Origin of the sequence: Chryseobacterium sp. KBW03, from assembly GCF_003852415.1 — a bacterium.
In the GTDB taxonomy this organism is placed as follows: domain Bacteria; phylum Bacteroidota; class Bacteroidia; order Flavobacteriales; family Weeksellaceae; genus Chryseobacterium; species Chryseobacterium viscerum.
In genome coordinates, this window is record NZ_QAJO01000004.1 from 231,252 (window position 1) to 253,548 (window position 22,297).

Annotated in this window: 15 protein-coding genes; 13 read left to right on the top strand and 2 right to left on the bottom strand. The window is 37.7% G+C overall.

The features are described from left to right. Nucleotide 1: 1 nt before the first annotated feature. On the bottom strand, nucleotides 2–823 hold the full coding sequence (locus DBR39_RS09075) for a hypothetical protein (RefSeq protein ID WP_124532408.1): 822 nt from the start codon (nucleotides 821–823) through the stop codon (nucleotides 2–4). A 375-nt stretch (nucleotides 824–1,198) separates the two neighbouring features. Then, nucleotides 1,199–4,567, bottom strand: coding sequence for a transcription-repair coupling factor (mfd, locus tag DBR39_RS09080; protein WP_124532410.1), 3,369 nt, complete (start codon nucleotides 4,565–4,567; stop codon nucleotides 1,199–1,201). Between the two features lie 245 nt (nucleotides 4,568–4,812). On the opposite strand from mfd, the gene DBR39_RS09085 reads away from it, so the two are divergent. The 13 genes from DBR39_RS09085 to DBR39_RS09145 all read left to right on the top strand — a co-directional run bounded on the left by DBR39_RS09085 (nucleotide 4,813) and on the right by DBR39_RS09145 (nucleotide 22,285). Next, a complete protein-coding gene (locus tag DBR39_RS09085) occupies nucleotides 4,813–5,208 on the top strand; it encodes a hypothetical protein (protein ID WP_124532412.1) in 396 nt (131 codons plus the stop codon). Nucleotides 5,209–5,389: 181 nt separating this feature from the next. Then, complete coding sequence (locus DBR39_RS09090; RefSeq protein WP_124532414.1) at nucleotides 5,390–5,683, top strand: hypothetical protein; 294 nt, start codon at nucleotides 5,390–5,392, stop codon at nucleotides 5,681–5,683. 136 nt (nucleotides 5,684–5,819) lie between these two features. Next, on the top strand, nucleotides 5,820–7,319 hold the full coding sequence (locus tag DBR39_RS09095) for a GH3 auxin-responsive promoter family protein (RefSeq protein WP_124532416.1): 1,500 nt from the start codon (nucleotides 5,820–5,822) through the stop codon (nucleotides 7,317–7,319). Nucleotides 7,320–7,388: 69 nt separating this feature from the next. Then, nucleotides 7,389–7,751 (top strand): hypothetical protein, encoded by a 363-nt coding sequence (locus DBR39_RS09100; protein WP_103232018.1) that lies wholly within the window; start codon nucleotides 7,389–7,391, stop codon nucleotides 7,749–7,751. A gap of 92 nt (nucleotides 7,752–7,843) precedes the next feature. After that, nucleotides 7,844–9,079, top strand: coding sequence for an MFS transporter (locus tag DBR39_RS09105; protein ID WP_124532418.1), 1,236 nt, complete (start codon nucleotides 7,844–7,846; stop codon nucleotides 9,077–9,079). A gap of 301 nt (nucleotides 9,080–9,380) precedes the next feature. Beyond that, nucleotides 9,381–9,983: a hypothetical protein gene (locus tag DBR39_RS09110; protein WP_124532420.1), complete on the top strand. Its 603-nt coding sequence runs from the start codon at nucleotides 9,381–9,383 to the stop codon at nucleotides 9,981–9,983. A gap of 103 nt (nucleotides 9,984–10,086) precedes the next feature. Further along, entirely contained in the window at nucleotides 10,087–12,156 is a 2,070-nt protein-coding gene (locus DBR39_RS09115) for a T9SS type B sorting domain-containing protein (protein ID WP_124532422.1), read from the top strand. Nucleotides 12,157–12,258: 102 nt separating this feature from the next. Continuing rightward, a complete protein-coding gene (locus tag DBR39_RS09120) occupies nucleotides 12,259–14,406 on the top strand; it encodes a T9SS type B sorting domain-containing protein (RefSeq protein WP_124532424.1) in 2,148 nt (715 codons plus the stop codon). Between the two features lie 155 nt (nucleotides 14,407–14,561). Beyond that, nucleotides 14,562–16,151 carry a replicative DNA helicase gene (gene dnaB, locus DBR39_RS09125; RefSeq protein WP_124532426.1) on the top strand — a complete coding sequence of 530 codons (1,590 nt, stop codon included), beginning with the start codon at nucleotides 14,562–14,564 and terminating at the stop codon, nucleotides 16,149–16,151. 66 nt (nucleotides 16,152–16,217) lie between these two features. Continuing rightward, nucleotides 16,218–16,694: a ribonuclease HI gene (rnhA, locus tag DBR39_RS09130; RefSeq protein WP_124532428.1), complete on the top strand. Its 477-nt coding sequence runs from the start codon at nucleotides 16,218–16,220 to the stop codon at nucleotides 16,692–16,694. 164 nt (nucleotides 16,695–16,858) lie between these two features. Next, nucleotides 16,859–19,117, top strand: coding sequence for a lectin-like domain-containing protein (locus tag DBR39_RS09135; protein ID WP_124532430.1), 2,259 nt, complete (start codon nucleotides 16,859–16,861; stop codon nucleotides 19,115–19,117). A gap of 161 nt (nucleotides 19,118–19,278) precedes the next feature. Then, nucleotides 19,279–21,537, top strand: coding sequence for a gliding motility-associated C-terminal domain-containing protein (locus DBR39_RS09140; RefSeq protein WP_124532432.1), 2,259 nt, complete (start codon nucleotides 19,279–19,281; stop codon nucleotides 21,535–21,537). Nucleotides 21,538–21,658: 121 nt separating this feature from the next. Further along, a complete protein-coding gene (locus DBR39_RS09145) occupies nucleotides 21,659–22,285 on the top strand; it encodes an NAD(P)H-dependent oxidoreductase (protein ID WP_103232003.1) in 627 nt (208 codons plus the stop codon). Nucleotides 22,286–22,297: the final 12 nt, after the last annotated feature.

Sequence of the window (22,297 nt, forward strand, 5' to 3'; positions counted from 1 at the left end):
ATTAGTTGTTTTTATAACTCACATATTCAATAACATCCACTTTCATGGTAGATTCCAATGTAAATGCACTGGAAACTCCACTTGAAGTTTCTACATTACGCCCGATTGCAAATTCTGAGGCCAAATTTGATGTATCAATCTTTCTGCATGCAATTTCAATATCATGAACTCCTATGGGAACATTCTGCTCGGTATAATTAAGGGTAAAGATATAGTCCTGAAGACCATTTTTTCCACTATTGTTGTTAGAAGCGATTCTATCCGGACGTACAGCTACCAATAATCCATTTCTGAAAACACCACAAGTAAATCTGATATTCTCTATAGTGGTAGAAGTAGGCGCTTTTATTTCAATTCCTGTCTGAAACTGATAAGTAAGCCTGTTTTTTCCGTTTTTGATCGTAAAAGTATTTTTAAGACCATTAATTTTTTTCCAATTTCCTTTTGTAGCATCAGTGACATTATCTCCAACTTTATTTGTGTAGACGTTATCACCGGCAACACCATTGGTAAGTGATATAACACCCACCTGATCTGATGACAGATAAGAATTGATCAGCTTATACTGTCCCTCTTCCATAAAGGAAACGTTCAAAGATTTCCACACTGGCGGTAAACCTTCACCCTGAGAAACCAAAACCTGGCCGTTTAACCCGGCACTTCCCGCCTGATCTGAAGTCCCGCCTACTCTAAGTTCTTTTCTTAAGGTGGTTTTTCCATTCACATCTAGAATAGATTTTGGTTTCGCAGTGCCAATTCCCACCTGCGCGTTGACATAGAAAGAAAGAAATCCAGCCACGCAGCAATATATAAGTTTTTTCATAATTAAGGACTGCAAAGGTACGCAATGATGCCTTAAAAATTCCAGTTATACATTCATAAACCTATAGAAATAAACACATTAGAAGATAGAATAAATAATACGCAAAAGTAGAATTATTTCTACATAACTCTACTTTTCATGTTTTAAAAAATCAGTTTAACATCTCAAACCCTTACTGTACGGGGATTTACAGGATATTTTTAATCATTAAAAAGTGATTTCACACCCCTCAAAAGTACTATAACTCTCTATTACAGGAGTATTCCCTAATAAAAACATGATAACAATCACAAAAAAAGTCTATGAAAATTTTAAAATTCCATAGACTTTTCATATTTTTTTACAAATTTGTTTACAATAAACAAAAGTTATAATTTAATTATGACCAATAATAGCTTTCAGCAACATATTAACCTCATCTACATTTTTTACTCTTTCTTTCCTCATCATCAGCTGGTTACCTTCTTTCCCTGACTTTTCCTTAAGCTGGGCCTCTGAAGGATTTCGGGTTAAGTAATTAATGATATGCCTGAATCTATCTGTCTGATAGAACTTATCCTGGGGGTTTCCAGGGAAATACCCCAAGAATACTCCGTTTTTCATCACAATCTTCTCAAAACCAATATCTGCTGCAAGCCATTTCAGAGAAACACTTTTCAAAAGGTTTACCGCTTCTTTGGGTAACGCCCCAAAACGGTCTACTAATTCAAGTTCAAATTGATGAAGATCCGCTTCATTATTGATTTCCGCAATTTTCTGATACAACAATAATCTTTCTTCCGTATTGGAAATATAAAAGTCTGGTAACATCAATTCTAAATCAGTATCGATATTGACATCCTTCACAGATTTGAAAAGTTTCTGTCTGTCTTCTTCATTATCAAACAGGTTTTCAAAATCAGCATCATCTTTCAATTCTTCCAACGCTTCCTGCATCAGCTTCTGATAGGTTTCAAATCCCATTTCATTGATAAACCCGCTTTGTTCCGCTCCCAAAAGGTCACCGGCACCACGGATCTCAAGATCTTTCATCGCAATCTGGAAACCGCTTCCCAGATCAGAAAACTGCTCAATTGCTTCCAGACGTTTTCTGGCATCTGAAGTCATCATATCATAAGGAGGAGTAATCAGGTAACAAAAAGCTTTTCTGTTGCTACGCCCTACCCTTCCTCTCATCTGGTGCAGGTCTGCCATCCCAAATCGTTGGGCATCATTGATGAAAATAGTATTGGCATTCGGAACATCCACTCCACTTTCTACAATGGTAGTGGAAACAAGAACATCATATTTCCCTTCCATAAAATCCAGCACATTCTTTTCCAGCTGCTTCCCTTCCATCTGCCCATGCCCTGTGATGACTCTTGCATCCGGAACCAGTCTCTGGATAAGCCCCGCAATATCTTTCAGATTTTCAATCCTGTTGTTAATAAAGTAAACCTGACCATCTCTCTGAAGCTCATAAGAAACGGCATCACGAAGAATTTCTTCATTAAATCCAATCAGCTGTGTATCTACAGGCTGTCTGTTTGGCGGAGGTGTTTTGATTACGGATAAATCTCTTGCAGCCATCAAAGAAAACTGCAAGGTCCTTGGAATAGGAGTTGCCGTAAGCGTAAGCGTATCAACATTATTTTTAAGTGTCTTCAGCTTATCCTTTACCGAAACCCCGAATTTATGTTCTTCATCTATAACCAGCAAGCCCAGATCCTTAAATTTAACAGAACTGCTTACCAATTGATGGGTACCAATAATGATATCTACTTTCCCATCTTTCAGGGCGCTTAAGGTTTCTGATTTCTGTTTAGCCGTCCTGAATCTGTTGACATAGGCAACATTTACCGGAAAATCTTTAAGCCTTTCTTTAAAACTTCTGTAATGCTGAAAAGCAAGAATTGTTGTAGGAACCAATATGGCAACCTGTTTACCATCTGTTGCAGCTTTAAATGCCGCACGGATCGCAACTTCTGTTTTACCAAAACCTACATCACCACAAACAAGCCTGTCCATAACCGTGTCTGCCTCCATATCTTTTTTAACATCTACGGTAGCCTTTTCCTGGTCCGGAGTGTCTTCATAAATAAAGCTGGCCTCCAATTCATTCTGCAGATAAGAATCCGGAGTATAGGCAAAACCTTTTGCTGTTTTCCTCTGGGCATATAATTGAATAAGGTCAAAAGCAATCTGCTTTACTTTAGCTTTTGTTTTCTGTTTTAAGGATTTCCAGCTTGGAGATCCGAGTTTGCTCAAAACAATCTCTTTTCCATCCGGTCCGTTGAATTTCGAAATCTTATGCAAAGAGTGAATACTTACATATAATAAGTCTCCGTTTTTATAAGTCAGTTTAAAGCATTCCTGAATTTTACCATCATTATTTACTTTCACCAATCCCATGAATTTCCCGATTCCATGGTCAATATGAGCTATATAATCCCCTATTTTCAATGACATCAGGTCTTTCAGGGTAAGCTGCTCTGATTTAGCAAACGTATTTTTAGCCTTATATCTCTGATAACGGTCAAAAATCTGGTGATCTGTATACACCAGCAATTTGTGCCCGTTGTCTACAAATCCTTCGTGCAGCTCAGACTTAAAACTCTTAAAAGGAAGTTCATTTTCGAGCTCTTCAAAAATAGATTCCAGTCTTTCTTTTTGTTTTTCTGTTGAAAAGGAAATCCAGGTATCAAATCCTTCGTTCTGCTTCTCTTCAATATCTTCAATCAGCAGTTCAAAGTTTTTATGAAAAGAAGGCTGAGGAATCTGTTCCATTTTAACTTCTGTAACTTCTTTCAACCCTTCAATCATCATTCCTCCAAAATCAACCGTCTTAAATTTTTTATAGTCAAATAAAAATTCCTGATCAGAAATAAAAAGCTCCTGCGGAGTTCTGTGGGCTATATCTTTATTTAATGTATCATATTTCTCAAGAGATTTCTCGTAAAATGTCCTGATCTTCTGCATTCCTATCATTCCGTTTTTGGAAATCACAAAACTTCCTTCAGGCAATAACTGCAGCAGTGATACTCTGCTTCCCGTTACGGAAAAGTTCATATTGGAAACCAATTGAAAATCTTTTACTTTATCTACAGAAAGCTGAGTTTCGATATCAAAGGTTTTGATACTTTCCACTTCATTACCAAAGAATGTTATTCTATATGGCTTTTCGTATGAATAGGAAAATACATCTACAATCCCCCCTCTTATAGAAAATTCTCCAGGTTCGGAAACGAAATCAGCCTGCTGAAAATGATAATGGTTAAGAAGCTCATCTACAAAATCAAAATCCAGCTGATCGCCTACTTTTATATGATGGGAAATGGCTTTAAAATCTTCTTTTTTCAATACTTTTTCAGACAGAGCTCCGGCATAGGCTACAATAACTTTCGGAGATCTCCCGGAATTGATCTTATTTAAAACTTCAGTTCTTAAAACAAGATTGGCGTTCTGTGTTTTCTCAACCTGATAAGGCTCAAGATGGGTTGCCGGGAAATACAACACTTTTTCCTTTCCCAGAAGGTCTTCCATCTCTGTATTGGCATACAACGCATCCTCTTTATCATCTACCAGATAAAGAATATTTTTCTTTTGAACCAAAAAAAGCTCAGCTACAAAAATAGAAACTGAAGATCCGGCACTTCCTTTTACGGCAATATGCTGACTGTTTTCTAACTGGGTAAAAATTTCTTTCCCGAACTCTTTCTGCATAAGATCTGGAAGAAACTTTTCGTTGATGGATTTTAACTGCATAAATAGTAATGGTATAAACGACAAAAGCGATTTCGGGAGTTTTCCGAAACCGTTGATGGTATACAAAGGTACGGATAATTTTTTCTTTGATTAAAAAAGGGAGAGACTTTCAGATTTAAAATGAATGACTTAGCTCAATAATCTTAATTTTTTACAAATTTATGTAATAACCCGTTAAAAAAATTCAATAATTCCCCCATGGCATGGTGTTTGGCCATTTAAACCTAACCAAACATTTAAGTATTATGAAAAAAGCAATGAAAATCCTGGGAGTTATGATGCTGTTCCTATTTACAGCATTATCTTTTTCGTCGTGCAGCAAAGATGACGACCCTGTAAATAACGAATTCTTTGCAGGAACCTATAAAGGAAAGATTTCCTATAATGACGGTGGCTCTACCAATATCAGTACAGATAACGGAAGTGTATTTGTAACAAAGATTGCCAGCGGTACCAAGTATAATTTCGCTTTCTCAAACAGCATTCCGGATCTTAACGGAATAGAGTTTAATCAGGAAGGCGATCATACTCTTGTGATGATAGGTTCTACGGGAACTTCTTATATCAGAATTGACAACAATAATTTAAAAATCCTATTTGCAAAAGATGGCAAAACGTGGACAGCAAACTGTACACGCTAGCCATGTCTATTTATATATTATTACTTAGCCCGTTTTCACTCTGAAGACGGGCTTTTTTATTGTCAATCAACCGTTTTAATTTTTTTTTAAGCTGTAATAAACTTTAGTTAAGGTTAAAAATCTCATTTTTTTAGCCTGCTTTTTGTATATCTTTATTCAGCAAAAAACAAACAGTATTCTTATGAAAAAATTATTATCTGCAATGTCATTAATCTTGGGATTAGGACTTGCAACTGCTCAGCAGACTGCTCCCGCTACAAGCGCCAAAGCTCAACCTCCTGTAAAAACTACAGTGAAAGCCGCTAAACCTGCAGAAGTAAAAGCTGCAAAACCAGCGATGGATGCCAAAGCAGCAAAACCTGCCCAACCCGCTGTCAAAATGAAAAAAGACGGCACTCCGGACAAAAGATATAAAGAAAACAAACACGTAAAAAAAGACGGTACTCCAGATAAAAGATACAAGGAGAACAAATAAGCATAACATTAACATATAGTTGTTATTTTCATAATCAAATTTCGAAAAGCCGATGGAACTTGTTCCATTGGTTTTTTTTATGTGAAGCTTCGCAAAAAATGATTCCAGATTCTCTACTTATTTATAAATTTGACCCATGTTAAACTTCTTCAAGAAAAATGCAGCGCTTATCTGGGCCAAGAAACATGTTCAGAAAGCGGAGGACTTCAAAAAAAATGCTGGGAAAAACCAGGAGGATTTATTGCTTTCTCTAGTGAATACGGCTCAAAAGACACTTTTTGGGCGGGAACATGATTTTGAAAACATCCATTCTGTAAAAGAATTCCAAGACAGAGTTCCTGTTGCCGACTATGAAGATCTGAAACCTTATATTGAAAGAGTAAAAAAAGGGCAGTCCAATATTCTATGGACAGAAACTCCGGAATATTTTGCCAAAACTTCGGGAACGACTTCCGGATCCAAATACATTCCGATTTCTAAGGAAGGAATGCCTTTTCAGATTGCAGGTGCCCAAAGTGCTCTTTTTCATTATATCAGCAAAAAAGACAACGCTGATTTCGTCAACGGGAAAATGATTTTTCTACAGGGCAGTCCTGAACTGGAAGAAGTCTTTGGAATAAAAACCGGAAGATTATCTGGTATTGTAGCCCATCACATCCCCAATTATCTTCAAAAAAACCGACTGCCAAGCTGGGAAACCAATATGATTGAAGATTGGGAAGCTAAAGTGGACAGAATCGTTGAAGAAACAGAGCGTGAAAACATGACCCTGATTTCCGGAATCCCGCCATGGCTGATTATGTATTTCGAGAAGTTGACTGAAAAACATGGTAAAAAGATTAAGCAACTGTTTCCTAATCTGCAGCTTATTGTAACCGGAGGGGTCAATTACGAGCCTTATCGCGATAAAATGGAAGATTTATTGGGCGGAAAAGTAGATATTGTTCAAACTTTTCCGGCTTCTGAAGGTTTTTTTGCTTTTCAGGATGACTATACAAAGGAAGGGCTTCTATTATTGACCAACCATGGAATTTTTTATGAATTTATTCCTCTGGAAGAATATGGCAAGCCTGGAGCAAGAAGATTAACTTTAAAAGAAATTGAACTTCATAAAGATTATGCGCTGATTCTTACTACCAATTCCGGGCTTTGGGCTTATTCTATCGGAGATGTTGTGAGATTTATCAGTAAAGATCCGTACAGGGTTCTGGTAAGCGGCAGGACTAAGCATTTCACTTCGGCATTTGGAGAACATGTGATTGCTTTTGAGGTGGAAGAAGCGATGAAAGCGGCCCTTGAAAAGCATCCGGCACAGATTACTGAATTCCATCTTGCTCCACAGGTAAACCCTGGAGAAGGGCTTCCTTACCACGAATGGCTGATTGAATTTGAAAAGGAACCTGAACATTTAGAAGCATTCAGAGATGAACTGGATCAGCAGCTGAGAGCAAGGAACACTTATTATGATGATTTGATTTCAGGAAATATTTTACAGAAACTACAGATTTCCAGACTCAAAAAGAATGCTTTTCATGAATATGCCAAATCCCAGGGAAAATTGGGAGGTCAAAACAAGACTCCAAGATTGGCTAATGACAGAAACATTGCAGATCTCTTAGAAATTTACAAATTTTAATCACATTTTTTCAATTCCAAAAACGTATATTCGAAAAAAATTATAAATTTGAAAAACTAAAAGAAAATAATGAAAGCATCTGTACTGTTAAAATCATCTTTATTAACGTCTTTATTTGTTATTACATCTTGTGCTACTACAAAATACAGCGATGATATTTCAAAAAACAATTATTCTAATCTGGAAGCCGGCAAGGTATATAAGGTTACGATGAGAGACGGCTCTCCGAAACAGACCATATTATTCAGAAATGTCGTTGGTGATAATCTTGTAGGTACAGCTGGTAAAAAAGACAGTACAGAAGTGGTTATCCCTAAATCGAATGTAGCGGCTGTAAAAGACAGAAGAAAAGCAAGAATTGCTGCTGGAGCTACAATTATCGGAGCTGCTGGTGTTGCAGCCATTGTAATCAGTTCTTCAAGAGCTGACTAAAATAGATTTTATCTTTCAGGATATATTTAATATATCTTTCAGAAATCAACATATGAATAGTCCTAAATAAATTTTTAGGGCTATTTTTGTTCATGATTTCCTTTACCCCGTTACAAACATTACAAAATGTTGAGTTTAGAAATCTTCTCACCGGGAGATTTTTCATTGTTTTAGCTTTCAGAATGCTGGCCACTTTATTAGGATGGTGGGTGTATCAACTAACAAAAGATCCTTTTTCAATAGGCCTTATCGGGCTTTCGGAGGTAATACCTGCTGTAAGCTGTGCGCTGTACGCCGGACATGTTATCGACATGAATGAAAAAAAGAAGCTGCTTCTTATCTGCAATTATGCTTATATTTTTCTGATCGGACTCCTGTTGATTCCTGCGTTTCTGGATGTAAAAATGCATTTCACTGGACATCAGATCACTTACTATATTTATGGGGTCATCTTTTTTACAGGAATAGCAAGAGCTTTCATCGGTCCCATTGTTCCTTCTATGATTCCTAAAATTGTAAAAAAGGAAAACCTTCCCAATGCTGTAACGCTGAATCAGGCAACATTCCTGATATCTTCTGTATGCGGACATGCTATAGGGGGTATCCTTATCGGATATATTGGAGTAAAATGGACCTTAGTTGCTATTTTAGCACTAATATTTGTTGCTTCCTTATTTTTCTGGCAGCTTCACAAGCAGTATTCCGAGTACAAAAAAGAAACAGTCAATGTTGTGGAGAGTATGCGTGAAGGAATTTCCTATATTTTTAAAACTAAAGAAATCTTAGGGGCTTTATGCCTTGATATGTTTGCGGTACTTTTTGGTGGTGCGGTAGCAATGATTCCTGTATTTGCTACGGATATTTTAAGTTCGGGGGCTGAAGGTTTCGGGTTACTGAACGCGGCTTCTGATATTGGATCCATGTGTATCATTACTATTTTATCTATCGTTCCTCTTCGAAAAAATCAGGGCAAGATCCTTCTTGCCGTTGTGACCGGATTTGGGTTTTGCATCATTGGATTTGGCTTATCCAAACTCTATTGGTTATCGTTCATGTTCCTTGTGATGAGTGGAATGCTTGACGGAATTTCTGTGGTCATACGAGGCACCATTGTACAGCTAAAAACACCTGACCATATAAGAGGGCGTGTTCTTAGTGTCAATTCAATTTTCATTATGTCCAGCAATGAAATGGGACAGTTCGAAAGTGGAGTTATGGCGAAATTACTGGGTGTTGTTCGTTCCGTTGTATTTGGAGGATGCATGACTGTTTTGGTGGCACTACTTGTAGGAAGCACCAATCCTAAACTAAGAAAAATGCAATACTAACATAGTATCGGTCAATATGTTTCAAATTTCATTTGAAATTATCCATAATCCGAAATACTTAAAATCAGAATAGAACGTTTTCTATTCTGATTTTTCTTTTATACGTGTTTTTTTCAAATGTATTCAAGGATTAAATCTTAAATATTCAGATAAAACATCAATATCTTTACGATCTTGATATAATTATACCAAAAAATAAAATACAATATTAAAAACCAATACATTAGTTTCATTAAATATATCTTAAAATCTTTAATTTAACGTTAATAATTTTTTATATTTGTTCCATAAAATATCCCCTATGAATAAACTTTTACTAATTTTGAGCTTTTTAGTGACTGGTTCACTAATGAATGCTCAATTTTTTTCAGATCCAACCTTACAGCAAACTGCTTTGCAGCTCGATAACGCAAAGACAGACAGTGACTACGATACTGTTTTCAAAACATTTTCTGAAGCAAAAACTTCTGAAAAGTGGAAAGCTAATTACTATGCTGCTGTTTCTATGTATCTTAAGACACAGTATTTGTTGAAATATACAACAAACAGACCTATGGCTGAATCTAATGAGGCTGCAGGAAAATTTGCAGCACAGGCTCTTGCTTCAGAAAAAAACAACGGAGAAATCAATACGCTTTTGGGGCTTATTAATACCCAAAAAATCAGAATAACGGCTGCTGCAGAACCTCAGAAGACTCTGAAAACAGCTATTGCATATATGTCGAAAGCAGCAACTCAACTTAATGATAATCCTAGACTTACATTCCTGAAAGCTGAGATAGCCGAATTGTCTAACAATAAATTGGAAGCTGTAAAACTGCACCAAAAAGCAGCGAATGAAATTAATGCAGCCAATCCATCATCTACTTCTCCAAGCTGGGGCAAGCAAGTGATTAGCCAATAAAAAAGAGAGCGACATTACGACAATACTATTCTCAAAAATGGTATAAAAGTGATAAAGCTCATTTAATCATCAACGTTTTAATATTTGTTTAAAACCTTATCCTATGAAAAAAACACTACTCATTTTCTTAATAATATTCTCACGTATTCTATATGCGCAGTCTGACTGTGCAACAGCTATGGCTGTCTGTGGTAACACAGATATTTCATACACCCCGAATGGTTACGGAGACACTCTGGAAACCATTGGCGGATGCCTTAGTAACGAAAGATACTCAGTATGGTATACTTTTACCATTGCTACAGCAGGAACGCTTACATTCGAAATTATTCCCAATGATCTGGGCAATGATTATGACTTCGCAGTATTCGGCCCTAATAAAACATGTGCCACCAGAGGTACTCCACTCCGCGGTTCTTATGCGGTATCCCCTGGTATCACAGGACTTAACATGCCTTCTACGGACTTATGTGATTTAGTGGGTGGAGACAGATGGGCAAAATACATCGATGTATTACCCGGAGAAACCTATTATCTGATTGTAAACAACCATAGTGAATCTGCAAATGGTTTTAAGATGTCATGGGGCGGAACCGCTACACTATCTTCTCCTTTCTCTGATCCTAATATACAGCCACATCCATTTATTCCACCAGGAATACCGGCTGCAAACCCAGCAGACCCAAGAGAAGTTGTTATCTGTACAAATCCTGCTACTTTTGATTTTGCTTCATTATCAACAGGAATTCTTAATGGCAATCCTAACTTCACCGTTACTTACCACACAAGCCAAAATGATGCTTTAACGGCAAACAACCCGATCACAGGACCTCAAACAGTAACTACTACAGGCGTATATTATTACAGTATCAGCTATACTGATCCGGCGAATGCAAACAACCCGATCAATAAGTGTAGACAAATGGGCACCTTTAAATTTAAAGATGGAACCATTACAGCTGCAGATGTTACTTTAACCAGCTGTAATAATAACAATGCGGGAACTGCAACTTACGATCTTACAACAGCAAATGTTATTGCAGACCCAACCGTAACAAAAAAATATTACCATACTTTATATGATCTGAATAACTCAATCAATGAGATTACAAACATCTATCAGTTTGTTTCTGCAGAAGGTAAAATATATGTAAAAGTAACTTCTGCATTTGGATGTACTGATATTGCAGAAATTACGCTTAAGTTTTATCCGCAAATCATTGCAAAAGATGCTGAGCTAAGATCATGCTTTATAGAAACTAATCCTTCTACAGCTTTATTCAACCTTAACAGCGCAGCTGTAATTACACCACAAGCTGGTATCACGAAGAAATTCTTCCCTTCATTAACCGATGCAATAGATTCAACTAATGAGATTTTAAATGCAAATTATATTGCACCAAACGGTGTAGTATATGTGAGAGTATCTGACACCAGAGGATGTTATGTGGTTGTGAAAATCGGCTTAACAGTAATTCCTCCTGTGACATCAAGCGTTCTGAAAGATAAGATCATCTGTATGGAAGATACTACAACTCTTGATGCAGGACCTGGTTTCAGCAGCTATGAATGGAGCACAGGAGCAACGACTCAATCCATCAAAAATGTCGGCGTAGGAATTTACTGGGTAAAATTAAAGACCGGAGAATGTATTGCTACTCAAAAAGTAACAGTATATCCTTCTGAGCAGCCGGTAGTAACAGGCATTGAGGTATCCAATACTACATTAACGATTAATGTTATAGCAGGTACACCGGATTACCAGTATTCTATGGATAAAATTGTATGGCAGAACTCCAATACATTCTCTAATGTAGCAAGAGGAACTTACAAGGTATATGTAAAAGATGCTTACGACTGTGAACCTATTGAAGTTACCGTAGTAGTTCCTAACCTTGTCAATATGATTACTCCAAACGGAGATGGTGTGAATGATGTGGTAGATTACTCTGCTATGGCAGACAAACAGAGTCTTGTATTGAGCATTTTCGACAGATACGGAACAAAAATCCACCAGGGAGATAAATCCAACGGATACAAATGGGACGGAACTATCGCAGGTAAGAAAATCCCAACAGGTACCTACTGGTATTCTGTAACATGGAATGAAAATGACAAAAAGAATACTCCTTTCAAGTTTTCAGGCTGGATTGTTGTAAAAAACAGAGAATAACCAAATAATAATATTAAAAGCCGCTTTGGCGGCTTTTTCTTTTACAAAATGTGATAAAAATTTATTGATCTTCAATTTTGTTTAACAAAAATAGTTTTAACAATGAAAAAAATACTACTTCTTTTTATTTTATTGGTAACACAAATGGCTTACTCCCAGTCGGATTGTGTCACAGCAATTCCCATCTGTGGTAACTCTGACATTTCTTACACCCCTTCAGGGCCTGGAAATATTATAGAAATTCTTAACCAAAACGGAGGGTGTCTTAGTACCAATGAAAGATATACCGTTTGGTACACTTTCACAATATCCACACCAGGTACACTTGCATTTAAAATAAAACCTAACGACCAAACAGATGATTATGATTTTGCAGTCTATGGGCCAACCGCAAACGGATGTGCATCCTTACAGAACGCGAGTCATGTCTTCATACAGCCAATAAGATGTAACTATAGCGGAACTCCAGGAGATACAGGTCTGGATCTTGCTCTTGCTCCACCTGCAGTATTCCCTACCAATCCTCCCGGTAATACAGCCAGTATGAACAATGGTAAATGGAGCCCTTATATGGATGTGTTAGTAGGCCAGACCTATTATTTGGTCATTGACAACTTCAGTAGATCTGTGAATGGTTTTTCTTTAGAATGGACAGGTACTGCAAGCTTAAGCTCTGCATTTAACGATCCGGTTCTTTCTCCTTACCCATTCATCACTCCGGGAATTCCAGGAGCTACTCCTAATGATCCTAGCCAGGTGATGGTTTGTGCGCTACCTACGCAGTTTGATTTTTCAACACTTACTGCATCTATCATTAATGGCAACAGTTCTAACTTTAAGGTTACTTATCACAAAACGACCAATGACGCTCTTACAGGAGAAAACCCTCTTACAATAGCAACTGTAGACGCGGTAACAACATACTATTACAGAATTGTATATAAGGATCCGGATAACCTGAACAACCCTATCAACGGATGTTTCATAACAGGGAAATTTAAGTTTGTTAATGTAGGTATCTCAGCAAACGCGGCTACTTTATACTCTTGTAATAATAACGGAGCAGGTACTGCAAAATACAATTTGACAACAGCCAATGTATTTGGAGGAACCGGAGCAACGATTAAGTACTATGCTACTGTTGCTGACATGAATGCAGGGATCAATGAAATTACTGATCCTACCAACTATATTTCTCAGGAAACAACAGTATATGCAAAAGTAGTTTCCACTTTCGGATGTATAGCAACGACTACAATCAGATTATTATTCTTCCCAGCGGTTGTATTAAAAGATGCAGTAATTGAAAACTGTTATATTGATAAAGATATTACTCGTTCAACATTTGACCTTTCTAAGGCAGATATCGGAATAGCCGTTCCTACACCTACAGGGATTATCATTAAATATTATACATCAGTAGCTGATGCTAAAACTCAAACCAACCCAATTGCTACACCATTTAATTATCTTTCAGAAAGTAAAACGGTATATGCAAGAGTAGACAATGACAAGCAGTGCTATTCAATTTCTAAAATAGACCTGAAAGTATTACCTCCTGTAAAATCAACTGTATTAAAAGACAAAACGATTTGTGCTGAAGGCAAAACAACTTTGGATGCAGGACCTGGATTTGTAAGCTACGAATGGAGCACTGGTGAAACGACACAATCTATCAGCAATGTAGGAGTGGGTGTATATTGGGTAAAACTTCAGACCGGAAAATGTTTCACTCTTCAGGAAGTACGTGTACATGCGAGTCTTCAGCCTGTGATCTCAGGGATAGAAATTACCAATAACAGCATTACTGTTACTGCTACAGGAGGAGTTCCTCCTTACAAATATTCTGTGGACGGTGTAAAATGGCAGGATTCCAATGTATTCACAGGACTTCCTAGAGGTGAGAATACAGTGTATGTAAAAGACACTTACAACTGTACTCCTATCCAGGTGACTGTGACGGTTCCTAACCTTATTAATGCCATTACTCCAAACGGAGATAATGTAAATGATGTGATTGACTATTCAGCACTGGCATATAAGAAAAACCTTATCTTCATCGTGTATGACAGATATGGAAATAAACTTCATGAAGCCAACAAAATGAAAAATTTCACATGGGACGGAACAGCCTTTGGTAAGAAAATTCCAACCGGAACTTACTGGTACTCTATCTCTTGGAATGAAAACAATAAAAACAGTACCGAAACCAAGTATTCTGGATGGGTATTGGTAAAAAATAAAGAATAAGTTGTACTACATCTTTTTTGAAAAATCACCTCAGACTGAGGTGATTTTTTTTATCAACAGGTCGAACCTCCTGTTTACAGTATTTTCCAAAAGACTGCTAACAATTTGTTGAATACTATTTTTTTATTATTTTTTAAATAAACTATCTTTGCACCATGGCGCAGAAAGAAACATTATCATCCCTTACACACGGAAACTTTGCAAAAGAATTGTCTATTGCGGATGGAAAAATGCCTCCCAATGCAGTGGATTTTGAAAGACTTGTTATCGGAACTTTTTTGATTGACAAAAAAGGTCTTGACCATTCCATTGACCTTCTTACTCCAGAAGTATTTTATGATCCGAGACATCAGGTCATCTTTTCTACCATCCTAAAGCTTTATGAAGGAAACCAACCGGTAGACTTAATGACCATTATTCAGAATTTAAAAAAAGAAGATAAACTAAGCCAGGCAGGCGGTGACCACTATATCATCGATCTGACAATGGGAGTAAGCTCATCTGCCCATATTGAATATCATGTACGTGTTATTCTTGAAAAATATATCTTAAGAAGCCTTATTAATGTTTCTGCCAATGTTATTGATTCTTCATACAAAGAATCTACCGACGTTTTTGAACTTTTGGATAAAGCTGAGCAGTCTTTCTTCGAAATCACTAACGGAACGATTAAAAAAGGATTCGACACTGCCAATTCATTAGTAAAACAGGCTATTGATACGATTAAATCTTTAAAAGATAAGGAAGGACTTTCAGGGGTTCCCTCAGGATTCCGAGATGTAGATAAAGAAACCGGTGGATGGCAGAATTCTGACCTTATCATTATTGCCGCACGTCCGGCGATGGGTAAAACGGCATTCCTTCTTTCCATGGCAAGAAATATTGCAGTAGGACACAAAGTCCCAATGGCTCTGTTCTCTCTCGAGATGGCATCTGTACAGCTGATTACCAGAATGATCGCTTCAGAAACAAGGATTTCTTCTGAGAAATTAAGAAAAGGAACTTTGGATGATGAAGAATGGCAGAGACTATTCTCCAATGTATCTGAATTGGAAAATGCTCCTTTATATATTGACGAAACCCCTTCCCTTTCCATATTCGACTTCCGTGCAAAATGCCGAAGACTTGTAATGCAGCATGGAGTAAGAATTATCATGGTCGACTACCTTCAGCTGATGACAGCAGGAAGCAGCGGCGGAAAAGGAGTCGGGAACCGTGAACAGGAGATCTCCATGATTTCACGTTCATTAAAAGCGATTGCAAAAGAACTTAACGTTCCGGTAATTGCCCTTTCTCAGCTTTCAAGAAGTGTGGAAGCGCGTCCGGGAAAAAGACCTCAGCTTTCAGACCTAAGGGAATCCGGAGCAATCGAGCAGGATGCGGATATCGTATCTTTCATCTTCAGACCGGAATATTATAAAATTACCGTTTGGGATAATGATGAGGAAGGACAGGAAACTTCTACTGAAAACCAGGCCGAGCTGATTATTGCAAAGCACAGAAATGGTGCTACAGCAGATGTCAGATTATCTTTCTTAAAACATTTTGCAAAATTTGCTGATATTGAAGCAGCATTTGATGGAGGTGCCGGAGGTGGATACCCTTCCAACTTTAGTGAACCGAGCGGCTTTGATAAAATCAAGACAACCATTCAGCCAGGGGCAGCATTTGACCTTCCGGACAGCTCAAAACTTTCCGGTTCCTCAATGAATGACTTTGATGACGACGACGATTTTCCATTTTAAATAAAGACTGAAGTTTAAGAAAGTTCAGTTCAATTTCACAACCAGCAATTCAATTAAAAAGCAGATTTGAGAATCGAAATTTATACCGATGGGGCTTGCAGCGGAAATCCGGGAAAAGGCGGATATGGAATTCTCATGCGTGTTCCGGAAAAAAATTACCAGAAAACATTTTCCAAAGGTTTTCGAAAAACCACCAACAACAGAATGGAGCTTCTGGCTGTCATCACCGCATTGGAAAAACTGAAATCCACAGAAAATGATATCCATGTGTATACAGACAGCAAGTACGTCTCTGATGCAATCAACCAAAACTGGATCGCCGGATGGATCAAAAGAGGCTGGAAAAATGTAAAAAACCCCGATCTCTGGAAAAAATTCGTTGAGCTATACAATAAGCATACGCCTAAAATGCACTGGATAAAAGGTCACGCCGGGCACTTTGAAAATGAGCTTTGCGACAAATTAGCCGTAGCTGCAGCCGCTTCTTCAGATCTCGAAATTGACACCTATTTTGAAGGTCTTGACAGCAATTCTCTCTTTTAATTTTAATTAAAACAAATACAAAGCTCCTGCGCTATATTTATTATTTCATCAGAAGAAGCTCTGTTTATTAAAATATAATTAAAACTTTTAACAGAATTAACGTTAAATACATATTATTTGATCGGGATTTAATATCTTTACATATTAATCTAAGTCCCATCTACATGAATAAAAATCTATTATTGTATTTATCTGTTTTTTTACTCTGTATAGTCGGGAAGTCCTTTGCCCAGACTTATCAGCTTATCGGAAACCCAGTGACTACTACTGGCTGGACGATGGTTTCCCCCACGCAAGTAAACACAGATTTTATTCAGCTCACTCCGGACACCAACAACCAATCCGGTTCTATCAGGCTGAACGACCCTATTAACTTAAAGTATTGTGACAAATGGAGAGTGGAATTCGATTTCAGAATGGATTCCAATCAAACCTCCAACGGAGATGGTATCGCCTTCTGGTATCTGGCCAATCCGCCTGTTGCAAGTGTATTGGGATCTGGCCTTGGAGTATCCCAGAATGCAGTTGGTCTTGTCGTAGGACTTGATACCTATAACAATACTACGACTGCTACGATGAGCAAAGTACACGTTGCTTATGGACAGGTCCAAAATACCTCTGATACCAATAACGTTGAATTCTTCAATGTTCCTGGAAGTTCATTCCATTCTCCGGATCTGAATACAACCCAACCTTTTCAGGGAACTACATTCAAGCACGTTGAAGTAACGGCACAGGTAGATCCGGCCGCTCCTACCAGCTGGATCTTAAAAATAACAATAGACGGTAACGTCATCTGTAACCAATCTTTTGCTCCTTCAGGAACAGCTGCTGCAATGACTGTAGGATATTTCGGATTTTCGGCTTCTACAGGAGGTGCAAGATCAAGACATTCTATTAAAAACGTAAAGATTTATACTGATAAAGTTCCTATTTTGCAGAATTCAGCAACTCAGTCTTTCTGTCCAAATCCTACTACTGGATACGGATCTGTAAACCTGACTTCTTTCAATTCGCAATTTGTCAGTAATCCTTCAAATTATACATTTACTTATTATCCATTCGGAAGTTCAACGCCTATTGCAACTCCTACCAATTATCAATTCAACGCGAACGCAACCGTTACCGTTGTTATTAAAGATAATGCGGGACTGCTGTGTGATAACCCCGATGGTAAGATTTTATTGGTTCTTGCTCCTTTTAAAGCGGAAGATAAAACCATTACGGTATGTAATAATAACAAGGCAGGAACTGCCGCTTTCAATCTGAATACAGCACCTGTTACAAGTGTTCCGGGAGTTACTAAAAAATATTATAAAACGTTAGCAGACCTCAATGCAGATACGAATGAAATTCAAAACCCTGACAATTATATATCTGCTCCCGGAGTTGTGTATGTAAAAGTGACAACGCCGCAGGGATGTACTGGTTCAGCAAAAATCACATTGGCGTTCTACGCGGACACTCCCGTGAAAGAAGCGACACTAAGATCATGTTTCATTGAAAACAATATTTCCAGTGCTATTTTTAATTTGACCACAGCAGATGTGACTACCTTAACTACCGGTGCTGCCAAAAAGTATTACACATCGATAGCGAATGTTCTGGACGGAACCAATGAGATCATGAACCCTCTTCAGTATTTGTCAACAAGCACTGCAGTATACGCAAAAGTGACGGATGCCAACGGATGTTTCAATATTGCTAAAATCAATCTTATTGTATTGCCTCCTGTAAAATCTTCTGTACTGAAAGATAAAATCATTTGTATCGGTGAGAAAACAGATCTGGACGCAGGTCCCGGATTCAACGGTTATGAATGGAGTACCGGAGCCACAACGTCATCCATTAAAGATGTAGGAGTAGGTACTTATTGGGTAAAACTTAAAACCGGAAACTGTATCACTACACAGATTGTCAATGTAAAAGCATCTGCCAATCCAGTGATTTCCAGTATTGATATTGATAATAACAAGATTACGGTCAATGTATCAGGAGGAACTCCTCCGTACCAGTTTTCTCTGGATGGAGCGCATTGGCAGACCAGCAATATATTCACCGGACTTGCAAGAGGAGAAGTAAGAGTATATGTGAAAGACTTTTATAACTGTACTCCTGTTGAAGTTCAGATCACCGTACCAAATCTGATTAATGCAATCACTCCAAACGGCGATAATGTAAATGATTTCATTGACTATTCAGCACTCGCCTACAAGAAAAATCTGGTATTCATTGTTTATGACAGGTACGGAAATAAATTGTATGAGGCTGGAAAAATGAGAAACTTCACATGGGACGGAACAGCTTCCGGGAAAAAAGTTCTTACAGGGACTTACTGGTACTCTATCTCATGGAACGAAAATAATAAAGACAATACTGAAACCAAATACTCAGGCTGGGTATTGGTTAAAAACAGAGAATAAACTTTACCATCAGAAACTACCTCATTTGGGGTAGTTTCGGTATTAAAAAAGGCACTGCTCAGTCAGAGATTGACACCTCGCGTTGCCTTTTAAGACCCTTTTAAAATATTAAAAAAAACAATTTTATATCTAAGAACAAATAACATCACAATCCATCCACTATGAAAAAAGATATACTCATTTTATTGCTGGCTATCTTATTATGCTTGCCGGGAAAAACACTCTCTCAAACATATCAACTTACCGGAAACCCTGTAAATATAACGGGCTGGGATCTTGTCTCTGATGCTATAGTAAGCGGAGACTTTGTAAGACTTACCACCGATCAGACCAGCAGATACGGGGCTGTAAAATTATCCACTCCTATCACTCTAAGCTATTGTGATAAATGGAAAGTGGAATTTGATTTCAGAATTGACGGAAATGGAACTACACAATTTGGAAAAGGAGACGGCTTTACCTTTTGGTATCTGGCCAACCCTCCTACAGGATTCGTTTCGGGAGGAGGACTGGGTATTCCCGCCAATGCTTCCGGACTGATGGTTGGTTTTGATATCTTCAACAACACCACCGAAGGCCAGATGAGTAAAGTTCATATTCTGTATGGAACCAATAATACAGCAGGTAACAATATCGAATACAATACTACTCCAGGAAGTACATTCCACTCTCCGGACCTTATTGCCACTCAGCCTTTTGTAGGAGATACCTACAGACATGTTGAAGTAAATGGAGAAACAGACCTTACCAACCCAACAAACTGGATCATCAAAGTAAGAATAAACGGTGTACTTATCGCAGATCAGTCTTTTGCTCCTTCAGGGGGTGCAGTAGGAATGTCACAGGGATATTTTGGTTTCTCTGCAGCAACCGGAGGTGCCAGCGCGAGACATTCTATTAAAGATGTTAAAGTATTCGTAGATAAAGTTCCTATCTTAAGCAATACACTCACTCCATTCGTGTGTACAAATCCTGCTACCGGAAACGGTACTGTAGATCTTACTTCTTATAATTCCCAATTTGTAAATAATCCAGGAAATTATATTTTCACTTATTATGTATTGGGAAGCTCTACTCCTATCGCCAATCCTACGAGTTTCCAGTATTCAGGAAATACAACGATTAAGGTGGTTGTAAAAGATCCTACTTCTACTCTTTGTGACAATGGTGACGGGGTTATTCAGCTTAATCCTACTCCATTTGCAGCAACGGATGCCAGCCTTACCGGATGTAATAATAACAATGCAGGAACAGCAACCTTTGATCTTAATACAGCCGCTGTAACAACTGTTGCCGGCGTAACCAAGGAATTCTATCCTACATTATACGATCTTAATAATGACACCAACAAAATTACAAACCCTTCAGCCTATGCTTCTGCAGCAGCGGTAATATATGTAAAGGTAACCACTCCTCAAGGTTGTGTAAGCACATCTAAAGTTACCCTGAACATTTATCCCGTTGTTGTTGTCAATGATGTCGAAATAAAATCATGCTTTATTGAAAGCAACCCATCTATGGCTTCTTTTAATCTTGTAGCAGCGGTAGTTTCTCAGGGCGGGCTTACAAAAGAGTATTACCCATCATTGACCGATGCTATCACTGGAACAAACGCTATCGCTACTCCAACTGCCTATATTGCCCCTAACGGAGTTGCATATATTAAAGTATTCAGCGCAAACGGATGTTATTCTATCGCTAAAGTTACATTAACTGTAATAGCTCCTGTTTACTCAAGAACCTTACTTGACAAAACTATCTGTATAGAAAATACAACCACATTAGATGCAGGAGCCGGCTTCAAAAGCTACGAATGGAGCACGGGAGCAACTACACAATCAATCAAAAATGTGGGGGTAGGTACTTACTGGGTAAAACTTAAAACAGGAGATTGTATTGCTACACAAAAAGTAACCGTATACCCTTCCGACAATCCAGTGGTTACAACTATTGATATTTCAGGAAGTACTGTTACTGTATATGTGAATGGAGGAACCCCTCCTTACCAGTATTCTATGGATAATATCAGCTGGCAGGATTCTAATGTCTTTACCAATATTGCAAGAGGAGAAGCAAAAATATATGTAAGAGACGGTTATAATTGTATTCCTGTTGAAATCAACATTACTGTACCTAACCTGATTAATGTGATCACTCCAAATGACGATGGTATGAATGATTTTGTGGATTATTCTGCTCTTGCCAATAAACAGAATCTGGAAATAGCCATCTTCGACAGATATGGTTATAAAATGTTCCAGGCTGATAAAACAAATGGCTACAAATGGGCAGGTACTACCAATGGAAGTAAAAAAGTTCCTACAGGAAATTACTGGTATTCTGTTTCATGGAATGAAAATAATAAAAACAGCACTCCGATAAAATTCTCAGGCTGGATTGTTGTAAAAAACAGAGAATAATTACACTTTCCATCACATCAAAAGAATCACTCCGCCAGTCGGGGTGATTTTTTGTATTAACAAGCGGGAGATATTTCATTTTAACGGCTCTTTATTCATATTCAATTCTTAAATTTGTCATATGAATTATTTGGAAGCTTTAAGCAGAAGATATTCTGTAAAAAAATTCAATCATCAGATTATTCCTCAGGAAACTCTTCACAACATTCTTGAGTCAGGAAAGCTGTCTGCCAGTTCTCTGGGACTTCAGCCCTATAAAATTGTCATTGTTGAGAGTGAAGAAATGAAGCAGAAATTGATTCCCGCTTTCTATAATCCATCTCAGATTTCCACCTGTTCTCATCTTGTTGTCATTATTTCAAAGAAAATCATCGAAGAGAATTATATCCGAGGCTATTTTAATCATATTTCTGAAGTAAGGGATACTCCTGTAGAAAAGCTGGATCCTTTCAGAAATAGCATTAATCAGCATATCATCCAAAAAACACAGGATGAAATTTTCAACTGGGCAGAAAAACAGTCTTATATTGTATTGGCTAATCTTATGTACGCTGCCGCTATTGAAAGTATAGACTCCTGTCCTATGGAAGGCTTCCGTCAGGATCTTATAGAAGAAATTCTGAATATTGATCCCGAAACAGAGAAAGTAACTGTTACCCTAGCTTTAGGTTACCGTTCTGAAGAAGACCACTTCCAGCACATGAAAAAAGTAAGAAAACCAAACGAAAAATTGTTTAAATTTATTTAATATTTTAAACGA

Excerpts from the sequence above, each read along its gene's own strand:
- DBR39_RS09075 (WP_124532408.1), bottom strand. The coding sequence starts at position 823 with ATGAAAAAACTTATATATTGCTGCGTGGCTGGATTTCTTTCTTTCTAT.
- mfd (WP_124532410.1), bottom strand. The coding sequence starts at position 4,567 with ATGCAGTTAAAATCCATCAACGAAAAGTTTCTTCCAGATCTTATGCAG.
- DBR39_RS09085 (WP_124532412.1), top strand. The coding sequence starts at position 4,813 with ATGAAAAAAGCAATGAAAATCCTGGGAGTTATGATGCTGTTCCTATTT.
- DBR39_RS09090 (WP_124532414.1), top strand. The coding sequence starts at position 5,390 with ATGAAAAAATTATTATCTGCAATGTCATTAATCTTGGGATTAGGACTT.
- DBR39_RS09095 (WP_124532416.1), top strand. The coding sequence starts at position 5,820 with ATGTTAAACTTCTTCAAGAAAAATGCAGCGCTTATCTGGGCCAAGAAA.
- DBR39_RS09100 (WP_103232018.1), top strand. The coding sequence starts at position 7,389 with ATGAAAGCATCTGTACTGTTAAAATCATCTTTATTAACGTCTTTATTT.
- DBR39_RS09105 (WP_124532418.1), top strand. The coding sequence starts at position 7,844 with ATGATTTCCTTTACCCCGTTACAAACATTACAAAATGTTGAGTTTAGA.
- DBR39_RS09110 (WP_124532420.1), top strand. The coding sequence starts at position 9,381 with ATGAATAAACTTTTACTAATTTTGAGCTTTTTAGTGACTGGTTCACTA.
- DBR39_RS09115 (WP_124532422.1), top strand. The coding sequence starts at position 10,087 with ATGAAAAAAACACTACTCATTTTCTTAATAATATTCTCACGTATTCTA.
- DBR39_RS09120 (WP_124532424.1), top strand. The coding sequence starts at position 12,259 with ATGAAAAAAATACTACTTCTTTTTATTTTATTGGTAACACAAATGGCT.
- dnaB (WP_124532426.1), top strand. The coding sequence starts at position 14,562 with ATGGCGCAGAAAGAAACATTATCATCCCTTACACACGGAAACTTTGCA.
- DBR39_RS09135 (WP_124532430.1), top strand. The coding sequence starts at position 16,859 with ATGAATAAAAATCTATTATTGTATTTATCTGTTTTTTTACTCTGTATA.
- DBR39_RS09140 (WP_124532432.1), top strand. The coding sequence starts at position 19,279 with ATGAAAAAAGATATACTCATTTTATTGCTGGCTATCTTATTATGCTTG.
- DBR39_RS09145 (WP_103232003.1), top strand. The coding sequence starts at position 21,659 with ATGAATTATTTGGAAGCTTTAAGCAGAAGATATTCTGTAAAAAAATTC.